The 23,766-nt window shown below is 39.8% G+C and carries 16 protein-coding genes; 5 read left to right on the top strand and 11 right to left on the bottom strand.

What is annotated here, in order from left to right; translation table 11 throughout:
* The 4 genes from B4Z47_RS19540 to B4Z47_RS19525 all read left to right on the top strand — a co-directional run bounded on the left by B4Z47_RS19540 (window position 1) and on the right by B4Z47_RS19525 (window position 4,292).
* Window positions 1-1,047 carry an 8-amino-7-oxononanoate synthase gene (locus B4Z47_RS19540; RefSeq protein WP_070562793.1) on the top strand — a complete coding sequence of 349 codons (1,047 nt, stop codon included), beginning with the start codon at window positions 1-3 and terminating at the stop codon, window positions 1,045-1,047.
* Window positions 1,048-1,294: 247 nt separating this feature from the next.
* A complete protein-coding gene (locus B4Z47_RS19535) occupies window positions 1,295-1,579 on the top strand; it encodes an HU family DNA-binding protein (protein ID WP_046673299.1) in 285 nt (94 codons plus the stop codon).
* An 18-nt stretch (window positions 1,580-1,597) separates the two neighbouring features.
* Window positions 1,598-2,434: a tetratricopeptide repeat protein gene (locus B4Z47_RS19530; protein ID WP_070562796.1), complete on the top strand. Its 837-nt coding sequence runs from the start codon at window positions 1,598-1,600 to the stop codon at window positions 2,432-2,434.
* Between the two features lie 304 nt (window positions 2,435-2,738).
* On the top strand, window positions 2,739-4,292 hold the full coding sequence (locus B4Z47_RS19525; RefSeq protein WP_046673301.1) for an Rne/Rng family ribonuclease: 1,554 nt from the start codon (window positions 2,739-2,741) through the stop codon (window positions 4,290-4,292).
* 80 nt (window positions 4,293-4,372) lie between these two features.
* Here the strand turns inward: B4Z47_RS19525 and B4Z47_RS19520 are convergent, their stop codons facing one another.
* The 5 genes from B4Z47_RS19520 to B4Z47_RS19500 form a co-directional block, all read right to left on the bottom strand.
* Window positions 4,373-7,003: a hypothetical protein gene (locus B4Z47_RS19520; RefSeq protein ID WP_070562799.1), complete on the bottom strand. Its 2,631-nt coding sequence runs from the start codon at window positions 7,001-7,003 to the stop codon at window positions 4,373-4,375.
* 3 nt (window positions 7,004-7,006) lie between these two features.
* Window positions 7,007-7,852: a GLPGLI family protein gene (locus tag B4Z47_RS19515; RefSeq protein ID WP_070562802.1), complete on the bottom strand. Its 846-nt coding sequence runs from the start codon at window positions 7,850-7,852 to the stop codon at window positions 7,007-7,009.
* 69 nt (window positions 7,853-7,921) lie between these two features.
* The gene (miaA, locus tag B4Z47_RS19510; RefSeq protein WP_139144917.1) at window positions 7,922-8,821 is read right to left on the bottom strand and encodes a tRNA (adenosine(37)-N6)-dimethylallyltransferase MiaA; all 900 of its coding nucleotides are present in this window, start codon (window positions 8,819-8,821) and stop codon (window positions 7,922-7,924) included.
* On the bottom strand, window positions 8,818-9,990 hold the full coding sequence (locus tag B4Z47_RS19505; protein WP_070562808.1) for a Gfo/Idh/MocA family protein: 1,173 nt from the start codon (window positions 9,988-9,990) through the stop codon (window positions 8,818-8,820). Before B4Z47_RS19505 ends, miaA begins: the two co-directional genes overlap by 4 nt.
* Before the next feature lie 64 nt (window positions 9,991-10,054).
* Entirely contained in the window at window positions 10,055-10,834 is a 780-nt protein-coding gene (locus B4Z47_RS19500) for a hypothetical protein (RefSeq protein ID WP_070562811.1), read from the bottom strand.
* 265 nt (window positions 10,835-11,099) lie between these two features.
* Here B4Z47_RS19500 and def point away from each other — a divergent pair, with 265 nt between their 5' ends.
* Entirely contained in the window at window positions 11,100-11,681 is a 582-nt protein-coding gene (def, locus tag B4Z47_RS19495) for a peptide deformylase (RefSeq protein ID WP_070562814.1), read from the top strand.
* A gap of 122 nt (window positions 11,682-11,803) precedes the next feature.
* On the opposite strand, the gene B4Z47_RS19490 is transcribed toward def, so the two are convergent.
* The 6 genes from B4Z47_RS19490 to B4Z47_RS19465 form a co-directional block, all read right to left on the bottom strand.
* The gene (locus B4Z47_RS19490; RefSeq protein WP_070562817.1) at window positions 11,804-12,415 is read right to left on the bottom strand and encodes a trimeric intracellular cation channel family protein; all 612 of its coding nucleotides are present in this window, start codon (window positions 12,413-12,415) and stop codon (window positions 11,804-11,806) included.
* Window positions 12,416-12,511: 96 nt separating this feature from the next.
* Window positions 12,512-14,872 (bottom strand): GAF domain-containing protein, encoded by a 2,361-nt coding sequence (locus B4Z47_RS19485; RefSeq protein ID WP_286727745.1) that lies wholly within the window; start codon window positions 14,870-14,872, stop codon window positions 12,512-12,514.
* 12 nt (window positions 14,873-14,884) lie between these two features.
* Window positions 14,885-17,485, bottom strand: a complete 2,601-nt coding sequence (locus B4Z47_RS19480; RefSeq protein WP_083295822.1) for a hypothetical protein — start codon at window positions 17,483-17,485, stop codon at window positions 14,885-14,887.
* A gap of 2 nt (window positions 17,486-17,487) precedes the next feature.
* Window positions 17,488-18,384, bottom strand: coding sequence for a hypothetical protein (locus tag B4Z47_RS19475; RefSeq protein ID WP_254667660.1), 897 nt, complete (start codon window positions 18,382-18,384; stop codon window positions 17,488-17,490).
* A gap of 120 nt (window positions 18,385-18,504) precedes the next feature.
* On the bottom strand, window positions 18,505-20,526 hold the full coding sequence (ppk1, locus tag B4Z47_RS19470; protein WP_070562826.1) for a polyphosphate kinase 1: 2,022 nt from the start codon (window positions 20,524-20,526) through the stop codon (window positions 18,505-18,507).
* A gap of 161 nt (window positions 20,527-20,687) precedes the next feature.
* On the bottom strand, window positions 20,688-21,872 hold the full coding sequence (locus tag B4Z47_RS19465; RefSeq protein ID WP_254667661.1) for a Pycsar system effector family protein: 1,185 nt from the start codon (window positions 21,870-21,872) through the stop codon (window positions 20,688-20,690).
* Between the last annotated feature and the right edge of the window lie 1,894 nt (window positions 21,873-23,766).

The raw sequence follows: 23,766 nt of genomic DNA, 5'->3' as shown, positions 1-23,766 counted from the left end.
ATGAATAATTTTACACATTTAGAACAACCAACAGGTCGAGTTATTGTGGTCGGCGGTAAGGAATATCTTTTTTTCGGTGGAACTTCCTATCTAGGGCTGGCAACAGATCAAGCATATGCTGCTATTTTCATAGAAGGTATACAGCGATATGGTATTAACAATGGCACTTCACGAAATAATAATGTGCAACAGGCCATATTTGATCAAGCGGAAGAATATGCTGCAATGCGTTTTGGTTTTGAAGCAAGTCTGTTGCTCTCAAGTGGATATCTGGCGACGCAATTTCTTGTAAGAACCTTGGCGGCTGAAGGCGAAGTATTGTACGCACCCGCATGTCACCCTTCTTTATGGTTAGATAAAAAGCCTGCAGCAACTGGACATTTTGTTGACTGGGCCAATGCAACGATCGAGTATATCAATCATTCAGCCCAAAAATCATTTATCATCGTTAGTAACAGCTTGGACAATATGCGCCCGGAATTATACGATTTCACTGTTTTCAATCGTATTGATCCGGGCAAAAAAATTATACTGCTCTTGGATGATTCTCACGGAATAGGAGTTTTGCGCAAGAATGGCATTTCATTAGATAAGAGTAGTTTTCAACAGGTTAATATTGAGCTGATTGTCGTCGCATCCTTGGCGAAAGGCCTGGCAACAGATGCTGGATTGATTTTGGCCGATGAGGAACGAATTAAGTATTTCAAGCGATCAAACTTTTATACAGGGGCTTCTCCAAGTTCGCCAGCGAGCTTATATGCATTTATCCATGGAGAGCAGATCTATTTACGGCAATTCGAAAAGTTGCAGTATAATATTAATTCCTTCAAAGCACATATGGGGTCTGAATTAAACGCTGTTGCTAATTTTCCGGTGTTTTCATCAACGGATACGGGCCTTTATGCGAGGCTGATGAATGCCGGAGTACTTGTGTCAAGTTTCCCTTATCCCCTTGCCACAGATCCCCTATTAAATCGGATTGTGGTAAATGCACACCATACCAAGGCGGATTTGAATCAACTAAGTCATGCAATTGGCATATATTGATTTTTATATGACAACTAATAAGTCAACATCTTGTAAATTAGATAATTGTTTTTATTTTTGAGGTTTATTTAAGGGTTGGTCGAACATAGTGTCTCGTTAATTGATTGTAAATGTTTGGCTTTTGGAAGCTTATTTATCAAAAAAGTATTTAAATAATTTCCATTACTCATTTTAAAACAATACTTTTGCATCCCCAAACATTAGTTGGCTTAAGGGTTGAAAAATAAATAATTACAGTAAAATAGATATGACTAAAGCAGAAATTATTGCAGAAATCTCTACCAAAACTGGCTTAGAGAAGGTAGATGTTCAAGAAACCGTAGAGGCGTTCTTTAAAGTTGTCAAAAACGCAATGATCGGAGGAGAAAATGTATATGTAAGAGGTTTTGGTAGCTTCGTAGTCAAAAAAAGAGCTGAGAAGACTGCAAGAAACATTTCAAAAAATACAGCAATCATTATCCCTGAACACTTTGTTCCTAGTTTCAAGCCAGCAAAAATTTTCGTAGAGAAAGTAAAGAATGGCAATAAATAATCTTTAAAATAGATTAAAATGGCAAAAACCAAACAGATAATAGTCATAGGATCAGTAGTAGCCTTGGTTGCTGTGCTTTTAGCGCAGCCTATTAAAGGTTTGGTGAACAAAGAAAAACAAACTGCTGCAGCATCTGAGTCGAAGCCGTCCAATGAAGTAAATTTGGAAAATATATCTTCGATGACAAAACAAGGTTTAGATGCTAGTTTAGTCAAAGAAATTTCCGATATTGAGGGCCAAGTTGCAAAAGCTTCTGGAGAGGATAAGATAAAGCTGTTGCAACAGTTGGCAAATAAGTGGGATGATGTCGCAAAACCAGCCCCTCAGGCTTTCATCTATGAGGAAATGGCGAAGGTTTCACCGAAGTTTGAGTATTGGTTGAAAGCAGGTAATGCTTATCGTGCCGCTTATACAAATTTGCAGGATTCTACTTTAGCTCAAGCGTTGAATCAAAATGCTATTCATGCATATGAGGCTGCGTTAAAAGCGAATACAAGTAGTTTGGATGCAAAAACAGGATTGGGTGCCGCAATGGTATCGGGAACGAACAATCCTATGGCGGGTATTGCCTTATTGCGAGAAGTCGTTGCTGCCGATCCTAAAAACTTAGAAGCAAACAAAACTTTGGGATTGTTTTCATTACAGTCCCGTCAGTTTGACAAAGCCATCGAGCGTTTTAAGACCGTTATCGATCAAAAACCCGATGCTGAGTCATACTTTTACTTAGCCACAGGCTATGAAAATATTGGGATGAAAAAGGAAGCCGTTACAGCTTTTCAAAAAAGTAAGGAACTTGCAGCCGATCCTTCCCTATCACAATTCATCGATCGAAAGATTGCTGAATTGAGCAAGTAATTAATTTATTATTTTATAATCATTAAAAAATTTAGCTATGCCAAGCGGAAAAAAAAGAAAAAGACACAAGATGGCTACTCACAAACGTAAAAAACGTTTAAGAAAAAATAGACACAAGAAAAAATAGTCTTGTGATAAGCTTTTAAACATCTTGGCCCATTTTGCTGAGATAGCTTTACGAAACGATCTACATGTCTGTGAAGGGGATGTAGATTGTTTTTTTCGTAACAACGTTCTTTAAATGTTTAATCGGATACCCAAGATTGCGATAGGATATTGCATAGGTATCAAAAATGAGTAGCTTTTGGTAAAGGAATTAATTATCGATTCAACTCCTGATAAAGGGGTAACTATTGCTTTACTACAAGATAAGCAGCTTGTTGAACTTAACCGCGAGCCCGCAAATAATAACTTCGCTGTTGGAGATATCTATCTCGGACGTATCAAGCGAATTATGCCTGGGCTTAATGCAGCTTTCGTAGATGTAGGCTACGAAAAGGATGCTTTTCTACATTATTTAGATTTGGGTCCTCAAGTTCAATCTTTGCTAAAGCTTACGCGTATAGTGAAGAATGGCAGTTATCAAGAGAAACTGCTCAATAGTTTAAAACTTGAAAAGGATATCGATAAAGCTGGTAAGATCTCTGATGTCTTGAGCAAAAATATGCTCGTGCCAGTACAAATCGCCAAAGAACCCATTTCAACAAAAGGACCGCGTCTGAGTTCAGACCTTTCAATAGCAGGTCGTTTTGTCGTTTTGGTACCTTTCTCAAGTACTGTTTCCATTTCCAAGCGTATCAAAGGTAGTAATGAACGCAACCGCCTAAAAAAGATTGTCGAAGGGATTAAGCCAGCTAATTTTGGTGTTATCATTCGTACAGTTTCCGAAGGTAAGGGTGTTGAAGAACTACAACGTGACTTATTGGACCTGATCTCAAAATGGGAACTATTTACCAAACGTCTTCGTAATGCTGAACCGCCTCAAAAGGTTCTTGGCGAAATGGATCGTGCATCCACTATTCTACGGGATATTTTGACAGACGAGTTTTCACATATTTATGTTAATGATCCTTCGATCTTCGAAGAAACAAAATCATATATACACGATATATCTCCAGATTTGGAGAAAATTGTCAAACTTTATAAACATAAAGAGCCAATTTTTGATCATTTCGGAGTTGAAAAGCAAATCAAGGCAGCTTTTGGCAAAACGGTAACATTGCCTGGTGGTGCGTATCTCGTTATTGAGCATACCGAAGCCCTGCATGTCATTGATGTCAACAGTGGTAACCGTTCTGCGAATAAGGAGAATCAGGAAGACAATGCATTGCTGGTCAATATGGAAGCAGCAAAAGAAATTGCGCGACAGCTGCGTTTGCGTGATATGGGCGGAATTGTAGTCATCGATTTTATCGATATGCATAAACCCAATCATCGAAAAGAGTTGTATACGTTCTTAAAAGAATGTATGGTAGCGGATAGAGCGAGACATACGATTTTGCCTCCAAGTAAATTTGGATTGGTTCAAATTACACGTCAGCGCGTTAGACCTGAAATGAATATTGTCACAAACGAAAAATGTCCGGCTTGTGATGGTACAGGTGAAATCCGATCAAGTATTGTCCTTATGGATGATATAGAAAATAATTTGAGCTTTATTCTTCAAGAACAGAACGAAAAGAAGGTGACCTTATGTGTTCACCCTTATATAGACGCCTACATTAAGTCTGGTTTGATTTCTAAAAGAATGAAATGGTTCATGAAGTACGGAAAATGGATTAAAGTAAATCCAATGACGTCATATTATCTAACTGAATTCCATTTCTTCAATGCGAAGGATGAAGAAATTAAGTTATAATAGAAAGAGATTAACGAAAAGGGTTAGTAGTGATACTAACCCTTTTTTGTTTTTATAGCATTTAAATTCCTATAAGAAACCTATTTGATATGGTAAATTCCCCTAAGGAGAGCCGTTCGTCCCCGCAGTTCATAACGATTCTGCGACTGTACATTGGCTGTTATGGAGTTTGTTTCAAAACTTTTTATATTGGCTAGGTTGCGTATATCCAGTTCAAAATCCATTCCCCATCGACTATATCTTGTCATGACGTTGCAGAATAAATAATTTGTATTCTTATAATCAGGCTGTTTGTTAAAAAGGTGCTGAAGATTCCATTTAAGTAATACTGATTTTGTGATATTGATGGGGAAGTTCATCGATTGCGTAATAAAAAGAATACGACGATCTGACGATGCATTGCCCTGGGAGGAAAATGATAGATTAATGGAGCTATTATAATCTAGTGCTATCCTTCTGAAAAATTTCTTGTTGAAAGCAGGTTGTAGTTCATAAGAAGTAATGGCAATGGGTAATATTTCCTTGTTAAATAACTGATTGTAGTTTGATCGTCTCCAATTGAATTTCAGTTTGAATAGGGCCCCTAGCTTGAATATATATTTATCAAGACCGATGGTAGCTGTATAGCTGTGCATAGAATTTTCTTTTGCAATCAGTTGTGTCGCCGTCAATGAGTCTGTAACTGTAGTGGCTATCATATTGTTTGTTGAGTGAATTTCATAACCTAGTCCAAAATGAAAAAACAGTAATTTAACCGATTGTCCCAATTTATAGTTCAAGAAAAAATCATTATTTCTGCTCACTGGATTGGCTGAGCTATTATAAGATCTAGTTCGGTAATTTTGGATAATCAAACCGCGATAAACAGCATCTATATTTCCCAAGTTGTTGCTATTTTTATAGGAAAATGCAAGTTCATCATCATAGCCAATATGGTATCGAGCGCTAAAGCTGGGTGTAAATTGGATGAGATTTTTCCAATTATTGAGCTGATAATTTTTGTCTTCAAAACGGGTATGGATAAAGGCGACAGGCAAGGATAAATTTGATTTAAAACGCTCTTTATTCCAAGCATAATGTGCATTGAATTCACTGGATGTGCGTAACCAATTCATTCTATTTATTGTTGAATCTAGCAACGGATTGAAAATTTTTTCTCCCTGTAGGAGTTCGATGTTAGATTCAAGGCGTTGATTTTCTAATTCGAGCTTTATACCGTAGTATTGGTTTATTTTACCGCTGGGGAGGCGATATCCCAGCGAAGCGACAGTATTGAAGGTCGGTACATTGACATGTTGGATTATCTTATCAAATATGACTGGATAAAACAGGTCATTGAATACTTCGGTAGAACTGCGTAGTCTCTGGGGCTTTGTATAATATTTACTAGACCATTGAAGTTGGATAATATTTCCATTTTTAAGCTCCGGCATATAAATCAGTTGATTGTTGATCGTTTTGGACCTATGATGAATATTGTTGTCGATCGGTATTGTATCTGATGAGATACTCGATTCGGAATCCTCACTATTTAGCCCCATTGTTAAGGAATTTTTAAAGTAAAAATGATCGGTATTGCGCTCAACTGTCACTTGCCCGGTCGCGGCCTTAGTGTTAATTTGTGCAATCTGAATCTCATGGAATGAAATATCCCCCTTTTCAGTATAATAGGTGTTTTTCCCTTCATAATGAATGTTGTTTCTGTCATATAATCCCTGGATATTCGTACGTAGCGACCAGTCTTTTTTAATCGGTTTTGAAAAATTGAAATCGAAAAGGCCGGTCTTATTCTGGAGGTAATCTCTTTTCTCTAAAGGAGGGCTGCCGATTGTTCCTAAAGAAAGTAGATTGTCAATTTTTGCCTGTGATCTCGTTTCTTCCATGTAAATAGCAAGATCCTGACCGATGTTATTTGCTTTCAGGGCATTGAGAAATTTCACTTTTTTGTTAAACATCATCGTGTTTAGATCTCCATCGAAATGTTTGGGAGTTCCCAATCCGAGCATTATGCTACCGGACGGCTTTAGTTTAGCTTCTTCTTTTATTACCAGGTTTAGCGCAACATCATCACTATACCTTTTATTTTTGAGCAATTTAATATGCTCATGATGAGATATGACTTGTATGTCTTTAACTAAATCTGGGGATATTGATTTTGTCCCCAAACCGTATTTTTCAGCCAGCAAATCATCCCCATCGATATAAAAGTTTGAAATGGATTTGCCCTGGTATTTCACTTCACCATTTTCAAGGACTTCCAGCCCAGGCATTCGCTTCAATACATCGCCGATAGTTCGATCATTGGAGTCAGCAAATCCAGCCACGTTGTAGGTGAGTGTGTCCCCGCTGCGTGCTATTTTAGGCGCACTTTTGATCTTGACTTCCTCCAATAAAATAGTGGTTTGTTCGAGTATGATTTGAAGGTTGCGTAGTTGGCTCCCAAGTGTTTGGCTGAAACGTTTGTACCCGATATGGTTGATCTCTATGTAGGCATTTGTTAGATCCTTGGATGTTATCATTTCAAAATGCCCAAGAGCATCCGTTATTTTAAAGGAAATTACTTTTCCATCACTAGATTTTAGATTAACGCTTGCTGCGCGAATACCTTGCTTACTCGTGTTATCTAATAAAACCCCGGAGATCTGATGTTGCCCATAACAGAAATAGCCGCATAGCCAAAAACAGACAAACAGCACAAAATTTTTGGGCATAAACTATGGCGCTAATTCGATAGGATTGTTTGTTTGTGTTGAAGGGGCTTGACCTTGAACATCGAAGCTGATTTGGACTTTAGAATAATCGATCTGAAAAGGGTTTGCGCGACCAGTTGCCCCAAGTGTTTCATAATAGGCGCTGGGATTCTCTTTAAATGCCGTTTTTAGTCTTTGAATTTCCTCTTTTTTTGCGGGTATAACACTTTTTGAAGGCTCAATTCGAAGTGATTGGTCCGAAGGTTGTTTTTGAAAGCCGGCATATTCCCAGCTGACGTCGTTTTTGGAATCTTGTACCGAAAGAATAAGCCCCGGTAGTCCATGTAGCTTCCATGGTCCAAAAGAAAATGGCAGTTCTGTCGTAAACCAAGCCGTGTAATCCCTTCCTTTAAATCGACATGTGGCCTTTTGACAAAGGTATCCACCGATAGTTTTAGTTTTATCTGTTATTTCCCAGTCCTGGCTTTCGTAGGGAGCTTCGCATGAATAAGCATCTGCCGGAGACGATATTCCCGCTATATGAATGGTCTTTTTTAAAGAAGGATAAATAATGTATCCATCCAGAACCGGGGGACTGGCAGGCATTTTTAACGTTAAATTGCCGTCAAAATCTTGAGCTGCAGTTTTGGCATCTAACTGTTGTTTGACGAGAATATCTGAGTAGGTTCTATAGAGACTACTTTCTTTACCGAGATAGGTGACTGTTTCATCCGTTAGCTGTACCGCATTTTTGGTCGTATCGTTGTTATGTTTAAATTGATAATGAACTTCGGCGATAACTTTTTCTTGTGCTTTCAATGAAAATAGGGCACAGACAAGCAGTGCAAAAATAAGCGATAATGTTCTCATCACAATTGTTATAAGGTTCTTTTAAAAATATGAAATTTTTTTTATGATAGAGAACAATTGTTATTTTTTTTAAACCCAATGGATAATTATACCGTCTTTTTCCATTTTTCGGAAGTAAGTCATTTGCCTTTTGGCATAGCGATGTATTTCTGTCTCCAATTTTTTGGTAAAGGTCGGGTAATCGAGCTGTCCAAGGAGATGGAATGACGCATATTTATACTCCAGGCCATAGTATTGAAGCTGATCGTGTGTAATCCCTTCGGTCAGGAGTTTTGCCACTTCTGCTAATAAGCCATCATTTAATCGTTGTTTTAATCTTTGGCTAATGTGTTCGCGTCGGATTTCCACTGACGGATTTAATCCGATAACGATGCTATCTACCGTTTGTTGCTGAGCGATGTGATCGGGGTGAGTATCTAAAAATGCTAATATTTCTATTGCGCGGATGATACGTTTTTTGGTCGAAAGATCGATTTGGAAATTCGCGGGTAGTGTATATTCCTGAAGGCGTTTTAACAACTCTGTCTCTGGGAGGGGAAGTAATGACTCCTTGAGGCCTTCGATAGATGGGATCAGCGCATATGGATTTTGTTGGATTACACTTTGGATATATAAGCCTGTACCACCACAAAGGATAGTATGTTTTCCCCTTTCTAGAATGGATTGTCGGGCTTGATGGAAGTCAGCGATAAAGTTTCCGAGATGATAGCGTTCTCCCGGTTCATGGGTGTCGATAAGATGATAGGGAATATCTTGATATTCCGATAGATCTTTTCCCGTACCGATGTCCATTCTTTTATAGATTTGGCGGGAATCTCCACTGATGATTTCAGCATCGATGCGTTGCGCCAGTTGAACGGCTAGTTTCGTCTTTCCTGAAGCTGTAGGTCCTAAGATAACGATAACTTTCTCTTTCGGAACGGTTTGCTGTTCCAAAAGAGAAAGTGTATATTTTAATCTGTCTATCACAGAACAAATTTAGTCCATTTTTCTGTTCCTTCGTTATTTTTTACGACAGTATCGATAAAAGCCATGCCTCTTACGCCATCGTAAACTGTTGGAAAATCTTGTTGTTCAGCTGTCGGAATTTGTCCTTCACGTTTTGCCGTAACTGTTGCCGCAAAATTACGGTAGATATTCGCAAATGATTCCAATAAGCCCTCTGGGTGACCTGCTGGTACGCGGGTATTATGTGTTGCAAAAGAACTCAACGTATAAGGCGCTGCGTAAGCATTTCCTGTGCGATAAAGCTGACGAGGCTGATCAAGCATCTTGATGATTAAATTGTTCGGATCCTCATTTGCCCATTCCAATCCACCTTTTTCACCGTAGATACGGATACGGACGGCATTTTCTTCTCCGGCTGAAATTTGCGAAGCCATTAATACACCTTTAGCACCATTTTCGAAACGCAAAAGCACCGAGCCATCGTCATCCAATAGACGACCTTCAACAAATGTTGTGAGGTCTGCACATAGTTCTTGGATTTTTAACCCCGATACATATTCCGCTAAATGCGCAGCATGGGTACCGATATCACCCATAACCAACGATTTACCTGAGCGTTTCGGATCTGCACGCCAAGCGGCCCCGGCATTACCTTCGCGTTCTGTTAGTCGGCTTAACCAACCCTGTGGATACTCAACCACAATCTTTCTGATCTTACCGAAGTGGCCTTCTTTGACCATCGCTTTGGCTTGTTTAACCATCGGGTAGCCGGAATACGTATGCGTAAGACACAGTGTGCGGCCTGTGCGCTCTACTGTTTCCTGTAATTCTTTTGCTTCTTCAACAGATACTGTCATTGGTTTTTCAACAACAACATCAAAACCTTTTTCTAGCGCTAATTTAGCTGGAGCAAAGTGTAGAAAATTGGGGGTTACGATCGTTACAAAATCCATACGCTCGCCTTCAGGAAGCAAAGATTCTTTTTCGATCATCTCTTCATAGTTTAGATAGACACGCTCAGGAGCTACAAATAAGTCTTCTCCAGATTGTTTTGAAATCTGTGGATCAATACTAAATGCACCACAAACCAGTTCAATCTTGCCATCCATAAAAGCAGCAATACGGTGTACAGCGCCAATAAAGGCATCGTTTCCGCCTCCGACCATACCCATGCGAAGTTTTCTCTTCATAACGTTATTATTTTTGATTATTTATTTTTCAAACCCTTACAGTGTACAATATACACAATTTAGCTTATTTTACATATAAAATCATCTTGATGCTGCCCATATTTTCCTTTGGAAAGCCATTCGGATATTGTTCCATTAATACCTTTAGCTCTTCTGTATTGCGATAAACATATCTTTTTGTCTCTGCTATCCAAAAGTTGATAGGTGCAGTTATTTCCTTCGCAACAAACCCAATTTTTTCGAGCGAAGAATGTTGGCTCCAATCACGGTCGGTGAAAGTCATAATGTCTCCTGGCGAGAAATCGCTACAAAAGGCTTTAATTAATTTGCTAAGGCCCCCTATGACATTAATACCTGTTTTATTACAAAAGCGTAATAGTTCAAATGAGCGATAATCTTCATCTTTATCCAACATTCGGCGCCCTCCAGAGAATACCGCGACCGCAACAAGCTCTCCCTGTTCATAAAGGCCATAACGATACTTGCCGGGAAGAGCGGTTTGTAAATGATGTTCCACGAGGAACTGTAAACTCGTTCTTTTGTCGATCCGGGCAACGACAGTATTACGGGCGTAAATGCGTTTGTCATTTTTTGTTCTAGAAACAATGCGCCTGACGATCAAATCAAACTTTGTTATTAATTGGTCTTCATCGATATGAATACAAGGATCGGAAGTATCACGTCTCACGGATTTCTCGTGAGGGTATAGTAAAATGTTAATTGTTAATTCCGGAGATGATATTTGTATAAATCCATCAACATGACAAAGCGCTAATGAAACTTCAAGAGCTTGCTCTAGCCTAAGCTTGAACTGTGTCGACAAATTTATAAACGAAGGATCCATAAAACAAAAGTAACTTTTATGGAAGTTTTGACGAAATATTCACTTTTAATAATTATCCGTACCTTTGTACCCAAGAATATAATGGAGCGACAGCGTATCCTTGTTAAAAAAGTACAATGACTCAGGGAGAGCAATTAGCCTGACATGATCTGAAATAAAATCGTGCTAAAATTACAACAGGTGCCTAGTGATCTTTAAAAGCAAACAGCGTGTAACGAGCTCAGGTAGAAATGAGTATCGGCACTTATAAATAATTATAATACATATGAAACTTCCGATAGTGGCGTATGGCGATCCTGTATTAAGAAAGGTCGCTGAAGAAATAGATGAAGACTATCCAGATTTAAAGAAATTGATTGATGATATGTTCGATACCATGTATGCAGCGCATGGTGTTGGCTTGGCAGCTCCACAGGTAGGTTTGCCTATACGTATGTTCGTTATCGATGCAACTCCTTTCGCAGAAGATGATGAAGAAAACAAAGAAATGCTCCAATCGTTCAAAAAAGTTTTCATCAATCCCATCATGGTTGAGGAGTCTGGTGAAAAATGGGCTTTCGGTGAAGGCTGTCTAAGTATCCCAGATATTAATGAGGACGTATTGCGTCACCGGAATATTCGCATCAATTACTTAGATGAGAACTTTGAAGAGCATGAAGTAGACTTAACAGGTTTGGCTGCCCGAGTGGTACAGCACGAATATGATCATATTGAAGGTAAACTATTTACCGACAAATTGAGTGCCTTGAAGAAGACGATGCTAAAAGGTCGATTGGATGCTATCGTGAAAGGAAATATTCGTGTTGGTTATAAAATGAAATTCCCACAGCAAAAGAAAAAGCGTTAGTTCATACTAACGCTTTTTCTTTGTCGCTTCCTTCTAGTCCGTCTTTTAATCCATTTTTAATATGGATTCGGTCATCCAGTGTGACGTGTTCTAGAAAGTTTACGTGCTAAGAGGGACTTTCCTCAATCCAAGCGGGGTAAATACAAACGATATTTAACGGCTGTCATTCGTATTAAAAAGACAACAGCAGCCCCAATAAATGCCGCCCAGGAGAGGTCGAGATCAAGGTGCACCAGCAAGATATATGTGAGCCCTCCACCTAAACAGGCCGTAGCATATACTTCTTTTTTAAAGATTAGTGGGGTTTCGTTGAGTAGCACATCGCGTGTCATCCCCCCACATACCGCGGTGAACATTCCAAAGATAATGGCAGCATAGGTATTGCTTTCGTAGTTGAGTGATTTTTGTACCCCAAGGATGGTAAAAAAGCTAATTCCGATGGCATCAAAAAGTGTCAACGTACGATAATAACCATACAACTGTTTATTGAAGATAATGGCAATTAAAATTCCGAGGAAAATAGCGATGAGATAATTGCTATCATTGACCCATACTGGGCGTAGATTCAAAAATACATCCCGCATCGACCCACCGCCAATGGCTGTCACAAACCCTAAAAAGGCTGCCCCAAAAATATCAATATCTTTACGTTTTGCCGACAGGGTACCCGATATTGCAAAAAATAAAGTGCCAAGCAAATCGCTTAGATAAAAATAGTTGGCATCAGTAATCATGGTAATCCTTTTTAAATCAATATGTTAAATCCTCCATCTGACATTGTCCCATTTAGCCTATATCAACGGGGATAAACTTCCCTTTATTGGACAAATTTAGGAGAAATCTTGATAGTTTAAATTCACCGAAAGGCGAATTGCTTTCAACCCCGCAATTCCTTGTACATCTTCCAATTTTAAATGTTCGATGGTATGCTCAATAATGCCCATGTCATAGATTGCCTGTATACTTAGCATGAGATCCTCCAGGATTTCATCCGATAAATAGACAATAGCAATTTTATTGACCTGGGTAAGTCGTTCTTTGGTTCGCTTTATCCGAATTTTGTCTATCCTCTTTTTGATGATTTCATAACGGATATTGAGCGATCCCTCGACATCAAACCTCCTTTCATCTTCCCGGAAGCTGATATCAATGCTATGTGGGTTGATGAAAATCAGTTGTGTTGTTTCTAAAGCCAGTGGCAGCGTATCTTTCGCATGGTATGCTTTCAGCGCAATTCTGGCCATCGAAACAATTTGCTGACGCCTAAATACATTGATGAATTCGTAGCTGAACGATTGTTGGGGCGTAATGGATTCGCCGATATAAATGTCATATTCAATACCGTCTGTCCTGAACTTTTGAAAATACGATGGGTAATTCCCCTGGATGAAGCTATTGAAATGGTCTAGTTCCTTACCGATCAATTGATTGATCTGGCGTAAAGAAGTTTCAAATTCATTCCTATAAAATTCACCGGTTTCTCGATTGGTGAAAAAATGCTTCGCGTAATGTTCAATCACCTCTATTTTTGATGGAAATTGCTTTCTGGCTTCTTCTAAAAATGGCTGTACATCTTTTCTAAAAAACTCAATAATCTTGACCATAGACTCATCAAACGAAATACGGTCAAGAGATTCTGTAATTTGATCGACCCGTGCTGAAAAAGTCATAATCAATTTGTGCTTTCCGTCTAACGAGAGCTCATCAATAAGCATGGCGAGCTGTTTGACCTTGAAGCTAAAGTCTTTGAGAATAGAGGCGTTTCGTATGATCGTAGAGTCTTTGACATCGACAGCACCATAGAGCGGATAGACTTCTTCAAATACAACCGCTTTAATATGGGCATCCTGACTATCGTTTTCCAGTTCCTGAATGTATTGGGCCGCAATATGGTTAAATTTCCACTGAACCGAAGGCTGTATGGTCGTAAACCGGTTAATGATGATATCGTCGATACGTTTTTTAAATTCCAGGGTGATATCCTGAGCTAGTTGTGATAAAAGCGGAACCAGAGAACCTAAGGCTTGCATGGTTTCACTGTCGAGCTGATCTTGTTCACGGCTGTATATTTCCAATATGCCTGAAAGAGAATGATTATGAATGAGCGGAATACACAAATAGGTCGTTACCCCCGACAAGCTAATCCGCTCGTCGAAAATGGACGTGGTATTCCGGATACCATTCGTCGCATTACTTGTATAAAATATCACATGTGGATGCTTTAGGTAGCCCGCGATTTCAGGATTGATCTTAAAGGTTTTATTGGCGGTATACGCTTCAGCAAACAAGATGCTTTTATTGGTGATTGAATAATCGAAAAATGGTACCCCATTTAATTGGAACAGCGGAAATAGACTAAATACCGTATCAGGCCCCTTTAATAGCGGTGTGATTATCTTTTCTAAATCAGCTAAAAAGAGGTGGTAATTGTATGTAGGCAAATCCAGGAGGATGGACTGGATTCGCCGTAAGGTATGTTCCGTACTGGTCTTTCTTAAGGTCACCATGCTAAAGCCCGATAACTCAAAATCTTCCAGTTTAACGGTATTGATAACGGTATTCCAGTCAAAAATGGAATCACTGGGGTTTTCCGATAAACGACCTATATCAAGTGCCGGCAATGTCTTTTTTGCTTTGATCTCAACAAATTTAAAATCGATGTCTAAATCGTAATAATCGATAATCTCCCCCTGATCATTGAGGTGATGATACACAATGCTGCTGTTTTCATTGGGAGAAAAGCCATAGAGTCTATCGAAGATGAGGGTATAAAAAAGCTTTTCTTGATTCGTAAGAAGGCTTCCGGCACGCATCTTCCCTTGCATTTCTTGCTCCACAAGCTGATGGCTAGATAGGTCGAAAAAGGCTTCGGTTCCATAGAAGGCTTCTTCTGCTAGGGCTGTTGTGAGTGCCCAGTACCTTTTTGGAGCAGTGTCAATCAACGATACGGAGAGGCTATAAATCAATTGCAGAATATCTTTATAGGCATTGAGATTCTGCTTGCAGAGTTTGCCGTTGAGATGTTCTAATTCTTTGATGCGTTCCAACGCAAACAAAGGAATCATTTCATCCGATGAAGTGCCATTTTCAATAAAAGACTCCAGGTATTTGAAAAATGGTTCAAAGTCTAGCCTGCCATCATACGTATTGGCCGTTTTCGCCGTTGTGAGTTGTACTTTCTTTATCTCCATAGATCGAAAATTTTAAAAGCGGAAACCTGTGCTGAAATAGGGATACCAGCCTTCATTGGATTTCGTCATGACAAAATGCAAAGGAAGCGCATTGGCGACGATGTAATAAATGCCACCACCCACACCTTGATGAAACTTATCGCTGTTATAGCCCTTTGCCCACACTTTTCCAAGATCATACATACCCATTAGTCCGAATTCACCTGGAAGAACATAGCTTTTGACATCAATTACTTTGATACGAGCCTCTAGGTTATTGTAAAGCATCTGTTGCCCTGCAAATCGGTACTGGCGAAATCCTCTGAGATTTTCATGGCCGCCTAGAAATAGATATTGATAAAATGTAGGGTTCCCGACAACGGTGCCCCCTCCTGTTCTATTGGCAAATATAATACCTTCATTAAATGCACTAAAATAGCCCGTCATAGCAGCACTTAACTGCGCTGAGTTTTTTGAATACTGATTGAGTCCAAAATAAGAATTCAAAGCGGCTTCAATATATAGCCCTTTACTTGGGTTAATCTTTCGATTACGGGAATCTTGCGTTAAAAAGGCATTGATACCTGCAAAAGCTTTGTCTTTTGTAATCGATAAACTATCGTAAGAATGTAAAGCTTGGGGATTTAAAATAAATCGATCTTCATTCTCAATCGGATCTAAGTGGTAAAATTGGATATGCGGACCTACGGCAAAGCTTAACGTAGATGAAGGTTTCCATCTTAACTGCGGATTGATATTGAAAATATTGAATCTGCTTCTGTAATATTTTGCACCATACTGTTCCTTTAAAAAGAGCGAGTTATTACCTACACCGAAGAAGTTTTGAGTGTTGTCAGGAGCTTTTGCTAGCGCATCGACAACAAGATCTGCATCCCCGACAACAGCTATCCATTCGCCTCTATAGTGAATTTTATAAGCTCCGGTCCGGAAGGCTGTTGCTACAGTCAGTTGTTGCTTATACGTAAAAGGATTTTTTCTAAATCCACGCTGATGTGTATAAGCAGCCCCCAGCCCGAGCGAAAAACCGTCATCAGCATTATAACCCGCAGTCACCAGAGGAAGCCAGGTGTTATATAGGTTTACAGGAACAAATTGCGTGTTGGTACTATCTTGTGCATAATGAAGCTTTATTTTGTTCTTCTCACCCAGTAAAGTGGAGTTTTTGGTATTCTCGTAAAGCTGTATTTTCGATTTGCTTTCGTTGATAACATAAGTCTTTGGCGTGCTATCTCCAATAATTCGGAGTTTAATCGGAGAATTTGCGTTATCGATGACAACAGAGTCTTTTCCCTCACCTAAATAGAGACGAATTTCTTTTGTTAGGCGGTCTTTATAGGTTTTGTACATCAATGCTTTGGTGACCTTACCATCTTTATTGATCTTCGAAACTTTGACTTTCAGGTTTTTATTTTCCGTGCTGTGTATTTCTACTTTTTCGTTTTTGTCGCTGAGGTGAATATCGACAATGTTATTGATGAAATTATAATACTCTTCCATCGCTGAGGGTAGAGCATCACGACGGCTTTGAAGTGTTTTAAAAATTTGTTCCCCACGAATAGCAATGGACGACTGTGGCAGGCTACGTACCGACTCCCATAATACCGAATCTGTGAGACGTGCTACAAATTGCTTGACCTCTTTGGTCCATTCCTTGTGAGAAAGCTGGTTGCTCGGATGGGCATTTAAAAAACGCGATTTAAATAAAGAATAGCGAATATTGGGAATACCCGTCGTAAAACCTTGCATGACTGGGTTGACAAATTGCTGATAGATATCTTTCATCAGAAAACCTTGTGTGACTCGCAGCGCCTGATCCCGATCGCGGGGAATAGGAATGTAGTCTTTATCGTGATCTGTGCTATCCTGATTTTCATTATACCAACGCCATTGATCCTCGTGTCGATCCCAATCGCTTACCAATACATCCAGCATTCTTGCGCGCAGATATGCCTTAGCTTTAAAGTTATCATCGTTATCTTCCTGTAGTTTTCGGACAGCTTTTGGGCTGTTGTCTGAATCACCAAGTGGTTCGCGTTCTTCTAGTAAAGCCACCGTATGCTCAAAAAGCGGTGCGTATTCCCCCAATATGCTGTCTTGTGCAACAACGCCGATGATAGGATGGGCATGGGGGACGTTCACGGCATTTGCCAAAGCAGGGATCATAAGCGCGGAATAGGGATGCTGGGCGCTGGTGGCATCGTCTAAGACATCCTGTACAAAGGTCCCATGGAGCTCCTCAGGTATGAGGGATTCAGTCCTTTTATTGACCGAACGTAGTGCCCATTCCCGGCCGATTGAATCCGTAAGTCGTAGGGAAACCGATTGCATCCCGCCTCCCTGTTTGACAGGATGCAGTCCCCCGTACAAGGTTGAAAGCTGAAGCAAAGGCAAGGTGGTTTCCGCGGCCCATTCTTTGCGGTAATTTTCGCCAAGGAAGAACTTCTTGAATTTACTGGCTTTACCATATTTTGCATTTGCAACGATGCTAACACTGTCCTTGATAACGGTTTGAGCAAAGGATTTGCCCTGATGTGCAGGGGACTGTGTATGCTTTTGTTGTGAATAAGCATGACTAGCAAGAAAAATAAGAAAGAATGGTACTACCTTTTGCATGCCTATTTTTGTTCAAATTTATAAATGATCCCTTTATCCTGATTACCGGCTTCGCTGCTGATGTAAAGATTAAATTTTGAATCAAAGTTAATGCCTTCAGGTTGAGGGAAAATCTTCGGGTCTAATGGAGAGAGTGATTTCACATGAAAATTCTCATCGGTTACAACAAGAGCTTTGTCTACAGAAGATAAGATATACCATTCCTTGCTGTCTGCTTTTTTAGCTAACGCCGAGGGTTTGAACGTTTTCTTAATTTTAGCATCAAATGCATGAAGTTCATCAAGCTGGATGGCAAATTCTCCCTTCGGCTGAAATTGACCACGCTCGTCAATTGAAAAGACATAACCCGAGGTTTGCGATTGTTTTCTGTCGACCTTACATTCTTTACATAATACGTATGCCTGGTTGCTTTCGCGGTCAACAAAAAGCCCTTCATACTCTCCTTTTGGAAGTAAATTTTTCTGTTCGACCACGTTTTTTATATCGTCCTTTTCGGCAATGGGAAAGGAATAGATGCTACCATTGCTCTTTAAAATAAAGAAATGTGTATTGCTTATCGAGATGTCCTCATAGTCGCCATCTTTTCCAAAAGGGTTGAACGTAACTTTTTGTGTCGGTTTGTTAAATTTATAAAGAAAGCCCTGCTCATCTTGAATGGCATAAATATCGTCATCCTGTCCCGCGAGAAAAGCTATTCCGGATATTTCTAACAATTCGTCGGGCAAACTCATCTTTATGCCCGAAGATAATGTATAGGGTATTTGTTGCTGTTTTTCAGCTTGAACATGAGCGGGTTTGTTGCTGTTTTCCTTGGTTGTATTATTCGGATTGCAGGCGAGAAAAATAACAGAAGCTAAACCTAATGCCATAGTTGTCAATATCGTGGGATTTTTCATCATTATATGATTAAATTTTAAATTGAGGAAGTCATCCGGTTTCTGAATGAGCTTACGTTCAATGATTATATTGTTGGGCTTTTAGGCTGTTCTTGTTGTAATGAGCTGCCTTGTTGAATAGCCCTATTGTCTCATGTTGCCTTTCAAATAATGAAGGATTTGTTGCTGAGAAACATTTTTCTGCTGTGTTTCTATTGCCTGATTTTGTCCGTGTTCATCCAGTAAAGTTGCTTCGGTGTCGTCTGCAAACTGAATATCGAATAACTCTTGTATTTGATGTGCTAATGCTAGATTCAGCAATGGAAAGCAAGTTTCTATACGTCGGTAGATGTTACGGTTCATCCAGTCTGCAGAGCCCAGATACGCGCTCGTTTGTGCTTGATATTGAAAAATAAATATTCTGCCATGTTCTAAATATCGTCCTACAATCCGTTTCACGACAATGTTGTCGCTCAATCCGGGTACTTGTGGTTTTAGTCTACAGATTCCTCTGACCAATAATTGCAGTTTTACCCCTGCCCGGCTCGCCTCATACAATTTATTGATTAACGATTCTTCTTCCAGATTGTTTAATTTAATTTTTATTGTAGCGCTGTCTCCGTCTTTAGCTGCTTGGATGGTCTTGTCTATCAGGGATAAAAATGTATGTTTGAGATTGAACTGTGCAATTAATAGATGGTTAAAAGACAGCTCATTTGGATGATGGGGTTTTCTCCGAGCTGGTAAAAACTCGAATAGCATGTCTAATTCGTTGGTCAATAGTTTATTTGAGGTCATAAGGAAGTAGTCCGTGTAGACCTTCGCCGTTTTTTCATTTAGATTTCCTGTGCCTAATAAAGCACTTTCTCGACCCTCTTTGCGTTTGACGAGCGCTATTTTGGCATGTACTTTTAAATTGGGGATGCTATACGTGATTTTGACGCCCTGTTCTTTCATTAATCGAGCCCAATGTATATTATTCGCTTCATCAAAGCGCGCTTTCAATTCGACAAATACATTGACTCTTTTCCCATTTTTTGCTGCGGTAGCCAGCGCTTGTGCAATATGCGAATCACCGGCGATACGGTATAAGGTCGTGTAAATCTCATCTACGGTTGGATCTATTGCGGCCTCATTAAAAAAACGTAGTATGGGATCAAACGATTCATAGGGCGTGCAGACCAACAGATCCTCTCGGTCTATTTGGTCAAAGATAGATTCCCTGAAATTCTGATTCTTATTGATTTGCAGCTGTTTTGGATAAGAAAGTTCTGCTGTTTTAATCGGAAATGAAAATAGATCTTTCAGATTGTGATAGTTTCCGCCTTCGACAATGCTACTTTTTCGCAGATCAAATAGTGTTGCCAATGTTTCAATCAGCTGTTTTGGCAGATTTGGCTGGAATAGAAAGCGTGTCGCATAGCCAAGATCACGTTTATTGACTTCCGTCTCAATTTTTTGGGCAATATCACCCTCAAATTCATCTTGGAGATTTAATTCCGCATCCCTTGTGATTTTAAAGGAATAGAAATTTAATGATGTATTTCTTATGGCTTCAGGAAAAAATGCTTTGATAATATCATCGATGAGTACGACATATTTATTCCCATTGATCTCACAGGTGAAAAAGCGGCCAATATGATTTGAAGGGACATTTAGAAAGAATACCACTCCAGTATTGTCGTCTGTAACGACGAAGTAGAGCTGATTGTTGATCGGAAAAAAAGAAGTATCATCAATTGGTATAATTTGGAGGTAGGAGGCAATTGTACTAAAGAAATATTGAGCTGCGAGGTCTTTTGTTTCTGCTGGAATAGCTTGGTTGTAGATAAAGGATATATTTTCTTTTGCTAATTCTTGGATAATATCAGCTAGTATTAAGCCAAATTTTTCCTGTTGTTTGTTGATGGTTTTTGACGCTTTTTTATATGTGCCAATATCGATGTTCGGAATGAGCTGTCCCGGATTTTGCTTCATTATTTTTTTCCAAGCCATTAGTACAGGCATTCTAACACGATAAAATTCATCCAGATTGGATGAGAAAATAGCGAGAAACTGTAGTTTTTCCAGTAAAGGTACCTCCTCACGAGCGGCTTGGTCAAGTACCCGGTCATTGAACGATAACCAGCTGATGTCTCTGTTGATATAAAGATCTTTCTTCTTCATCCGTATAAATTTATGGTTATGGCAACGTGCTTACAACAACATTAATAATGATGCTATCTATTGGTAGCTAATGATTGATCTAAAGGCGGCATCTTTTTAAATAAAAAAGAAAGTTTGGAAAACATGATGCTGAAATATTTCACTGTTTTTATAGTATTGCACTAAAATATGGTTGCGGCGACAAAAGAAACAACCGATATAACAAGTCCAAACATAAAAATTCCATAGGCGTATCGTAGAAGCTTATATTTTCGTCCTAATACCACACCTTGCGAATAAACATCCTTGGTGAGCATGCCATATAGAAATTCCGAGTCGACCATTACCTTCTGCATACCCTCGTTATAATCGTCGAGTTTCATTTTGTAAAAATTTCCAAAAAAGAGAAGATTGACTGATTTCTGTTCGATTTCCTCCTTTGAGAATTTACCCGACGGAATTTTGGGTATCGTTGACAGTATGGCCATGACCATGGTTGCTACCACGGCTGTAGTTAAGATAATTGTTGGGATAATCAGGTGCTCGTTGGCATCTAGTTTCCGAAATAAGACAGCAATCACGACAGAAAGGATAATAGAATTGACCGTTAAGAGGATGTTGGCCTTATTGTCTGCCATGTCGCTTAGTCGCTGATTGTTTGAGGACGTAATCCGGAACATTGTTTCTATCCCACGTTCTGGCTTACTGCCTTTCTCTTTTTCCTTTTTGTCTTCCTTTTTACTTTCTTTATTTTTTGAGATAGATTTCTCCTGTTTTTTCTCCAGTTCTTTTAGATTCATCTCCTTTTTGGCATTAAGCTTTTGTTGCGCATATTCAGTATGGTAATGATGGCTCATTAATAGTTTGATTGTGCCGGCACGCCATACGTCTTTATCGATCTCCTTCCCTAGTACTGCTTCAGCTTCGGCTTTCATCAGTTTGTTTCTGTTGACGAAATCCTCATTCCCAAAATGAAATAGGTCTGCGTCGCAGAGAATTTGCTCCAGCAGATTTGTAGGATCCTGAGGCATTCTCGTTGCTAAAATACAACCTTTGATTTTTTCCTGTATGGCTTCCGGTATGCCTTTGTCCTGGAGGAAATTTAAAGCAATTTCGACACTTCTCTTTTCATGACCAATAGCATTGTCAGATTTTACGTAGCCGAGATCATGAAAGAAGGCGGCACTAATTACAATAAAGTGATCCTCCTCTCCTAGTTTATAGTACGATGAAATCTCCTCCGCCGCACGTACAACAGAACGTGTGTGTATCGTATTGTGAAAACAATGGCAAACTGAAATATTTTCTGTAATATAAGTTTCAGCATATTCTTCTACCTGTTTTAAAAGCTGAGCATAATCTATCATGGACCAATATGGTTTTATTTGCAATAAAAGTATTTAATATCTTTAATTTCTTAATTAAAGAAGGTCTTCTTTTTTGTTATTTATTAACCTAGATCAAATTTACTGAAAAAAGCGTTATTCCAGTAGTTGTAAAATTGACTGTTATATAAGTAGATGAATTGTTCTTAAAGCAGACCGCTAATCGGATGAAATATTTAGCTTTTACTAAAAGAGTACCCAGACTAATGCTAATCAAGGAAACCTAGGTAAAGCCTATAATACTCGAGCAAACATTTACTAAGGCGGTCATTGAGCATGTTTCAGATTAATACCGTCGATAGGTAAAAACGATAAGATAGGGCGTCCAGAATTCGAAATTGGATTCTAAACTGGATCCTGATTCGATCCTATGCTGAGGCTGATGCGGGAAATCAGTAGGGCGAAATGCTTTTTTAGCCCTTTTTATGCTGTGTTTCTCCGGGCATATAGCGCTTTTTAGTCATTATCCAGTGTTTATCCAGTTTTCATTCCGCTCCGAAAGCCACTCTAAGGACAGTTCAAGGGGGGAGCATAGCGTGACAGGGCTTACTGCGTGCCTGACTCGGACTCAACGCAGACTCACCTCGGGTTTAGCACGTATTCACGGTGTATCACTGATAAATAAAGACAGCTTATGTGTTGCCTTAAACCAAGGGAGATAAGATAACAAGGGTTGCTCCGCTCCATCGTTAAATTGGGACATTCCCCTACGCTGCTCTGCTCCCAAATTCTTTTTGCGCCTTTGATAGTATGTTTTTCCGAGTTGTTTTCGTGTGGCAGCGTCGCTGCGGAGTTTTTCGGCTGCGGTTTGGATTGGTGTTTGCCCTTTTTCGGGGTATCCAGGGGGTATGGCCGCGTTTGGAGTGTCATTTGCCCGTGCTGGCAGCGGGGTGAGTGCGGGCTTAGAGTCGGAGACAACACGGACTCACTACGGACGCAGGACGTTCAGGGGCTAAACCAGCCCCGACCATGGTACGAAGGAGGCTGGGAGGGCAGTCGGAGGTTTCCGCAGACCTTTGTCAGCAGCCGGAGCGTTGTCCCCGAGCGGAACCACCTTTCCCTAAATAAGGGAGAGTTAAGGATGCTTTATTCCTTAAGTTAGCTTTTGTCTATATTTAACTTAGTATTAAGTTAGGTTTTGTTTAGCCATAACCTATACTATACCTAAACAAAACCTAACTTAAACCTAAACTAACCCTAAGTAAACAGGCAGGAAAGTATAACTGCAAAAAGAAGGTATTCCGGAGCGCTGTGCTCTGCCATTTTTCCGACCTACCGATATCCGCCTATCCCCTGTTATATCCTGCATTGCGGTGTCTTTCCGCTGTGATCTTTCCGATGGGACAATTTTCCGGTCTTATCAATATCCACCCGTTTATAGGCTGCGCCTATGCGCATCGTCTTCGATTGAGCGTTGAGCCGAGCGGGCTACCAAAGTGATCCCGAGCTTAAGCAGATCGAGCAATACAATGTCCATCCATGTTTCTGCTGCGGACCCTGTATCGAGTCCCGGTTCCCGTCCCCATTCTGTGCCGGATCAGCCATCCCAGCCTTCCGATCACCTGTTTTACAAAAAGAATGTCGCACCGTTACAGGTAGTTAAGGACAAAATGAAAATAATAAGAACAAAAGGCTTGGAAGTTTGTTAGTAAACTCCCTATCTTTGCACCACTCCGCAAGGGAGGGACGGTTGCCGCGAGAGCAGGGAACCATGAAAAAAGAAGGGTTTAACGAGAGTTGAGCGCGGAAATCGAAAAAAGAGAAAAGAAAAAAAACTTCAGAAAGTTTTTGGAAGTTCAAAAAAGATTTCTACCTTTGCAGTCCCAACGGAAACGAAGGGAAAAACAAAACGAGAAAGAGAGGCGCAATGCCTATC

This window comes from Sphingobacterium sp. UBA2610, from assembly GCF_002339225.1.
Taxonomy (GTDB): Bacteria; Bacteroidota; Bacteroidia; order Sphingobacteriales; family Sphingobacteriaceae; genus Sphingobacterium; species Sphingobacterium multivorum.
Note: the sequence above shows the minus strand (reverse complement) of the source record. Positions and strands in the feature narration are given on the sequence as shown.

What these genes read in the sequence shown, in the direction of transcription:
- B4Z47_RS19505 (WP_070562808.1), bottom strand. Translation starts at nt 9,990, where the DNA reads ATGAAGAGAAAACTTCGCATGGGTATGGTCGGAGGCGGAAACGATGCC.
- B4Z47_RS19515 (WP_070562802.1), bottom strand. Translation starts at nt 7,852, where the DNA reads ATGAGAACATTATCGCTTATTTTTGCACTGCTTGTCTGTGCCCTATTT.
- B4Z47_RS19490 (WP_070562817.1), bottom strand. Translation starts at nt 12,415, where the DNA reads ATGATTACTGATGCCAACTATTTTTATCTAAGCGATTTGCTTGGCACT.
- B4Z47_RS19500 (WP_070562811.1), bottom strand. Translation starts at nt 10,834, where the DNA reads ATGGATCCTTCGTTTATAAATTTGTCGACACAGTTCAAGCTTAGGCTA.
- B4Z47_RS19480 (WP_083295822.1), bottom strand. Translation starts at nt 17,485, where the DNA reads ATGCAAAAGGTAGTACCATTCTTTCTTATTTTTCTTGCTAGTCATGCT.
- def (WP_070562814.1), top strand. Translation starts at nt 11,100, where the DNA reads ATGAAACTTCCGATAGTGGCGTATGGCGATCCTGTATTAAGAAAGGTC.
- B4Z47_RS19535 (WP_046673299.1), top strand. Translation starts at nt 1,295, where the DNA reads ATGACTAAAGCAGAAATTATTGCAGAAATCTCTACCAAAACTGGCTTA.
- B4Z47_RS19465 (WP_254667661.1), bottom strand. Translation starts at nt 21,872, where the DNA reads ATGATAGATTATGCTCAGCTTTTAAAACAGGTAGAAGAATATGCTGAA.
- B4Z47_RS19530 (WP_070562796.1), top strand. Translation starts at nt 1,598, where the DNA reads ATGGCAAAAACCAAACAGATAATAGTCATAGGATCAGTAGTAGCCTTG.
- ppk1 (WP_070562826.1), bottom strand. Translation starts at nt 20,526, where the DNA reads ATGAAGAAGAAAGATCTTTATATCAACAGAGACATCAGCTGGTTATCG.
- B4Z47_RS19475 (WP_254667660.1), bottom strand. Translation starts at nt 18,384, where the DNA reads ATGATGAAAAATCCCACGATATTGACAACTATGGCATTAGGTTTAGCT.
- B4Z47_RS19540 (WP_070562793.1), top strand. Translation starts at nt 1, where the DNA reads ATGAATAATTTTACACATTTAGAACAACCAACAGGTCGAGTTATTGTG.
- B4Z47_RS19485 (WP_286727745.1), bottom strand. Translation starts at nt 14,872, where the DNA reads ATGGAGATAAAGAAAGTACAACTCACAACGGCGAAAACGGCCAATACG.
- B4Z47_RS19520 (WP_070562799.1), bottom strand. Translation starts at nt 7,003, where the DNA reads ATGCCCAAAAATTTTGTGCTGTTTGTCTGTTTTTGGCTATGCGGCTAT.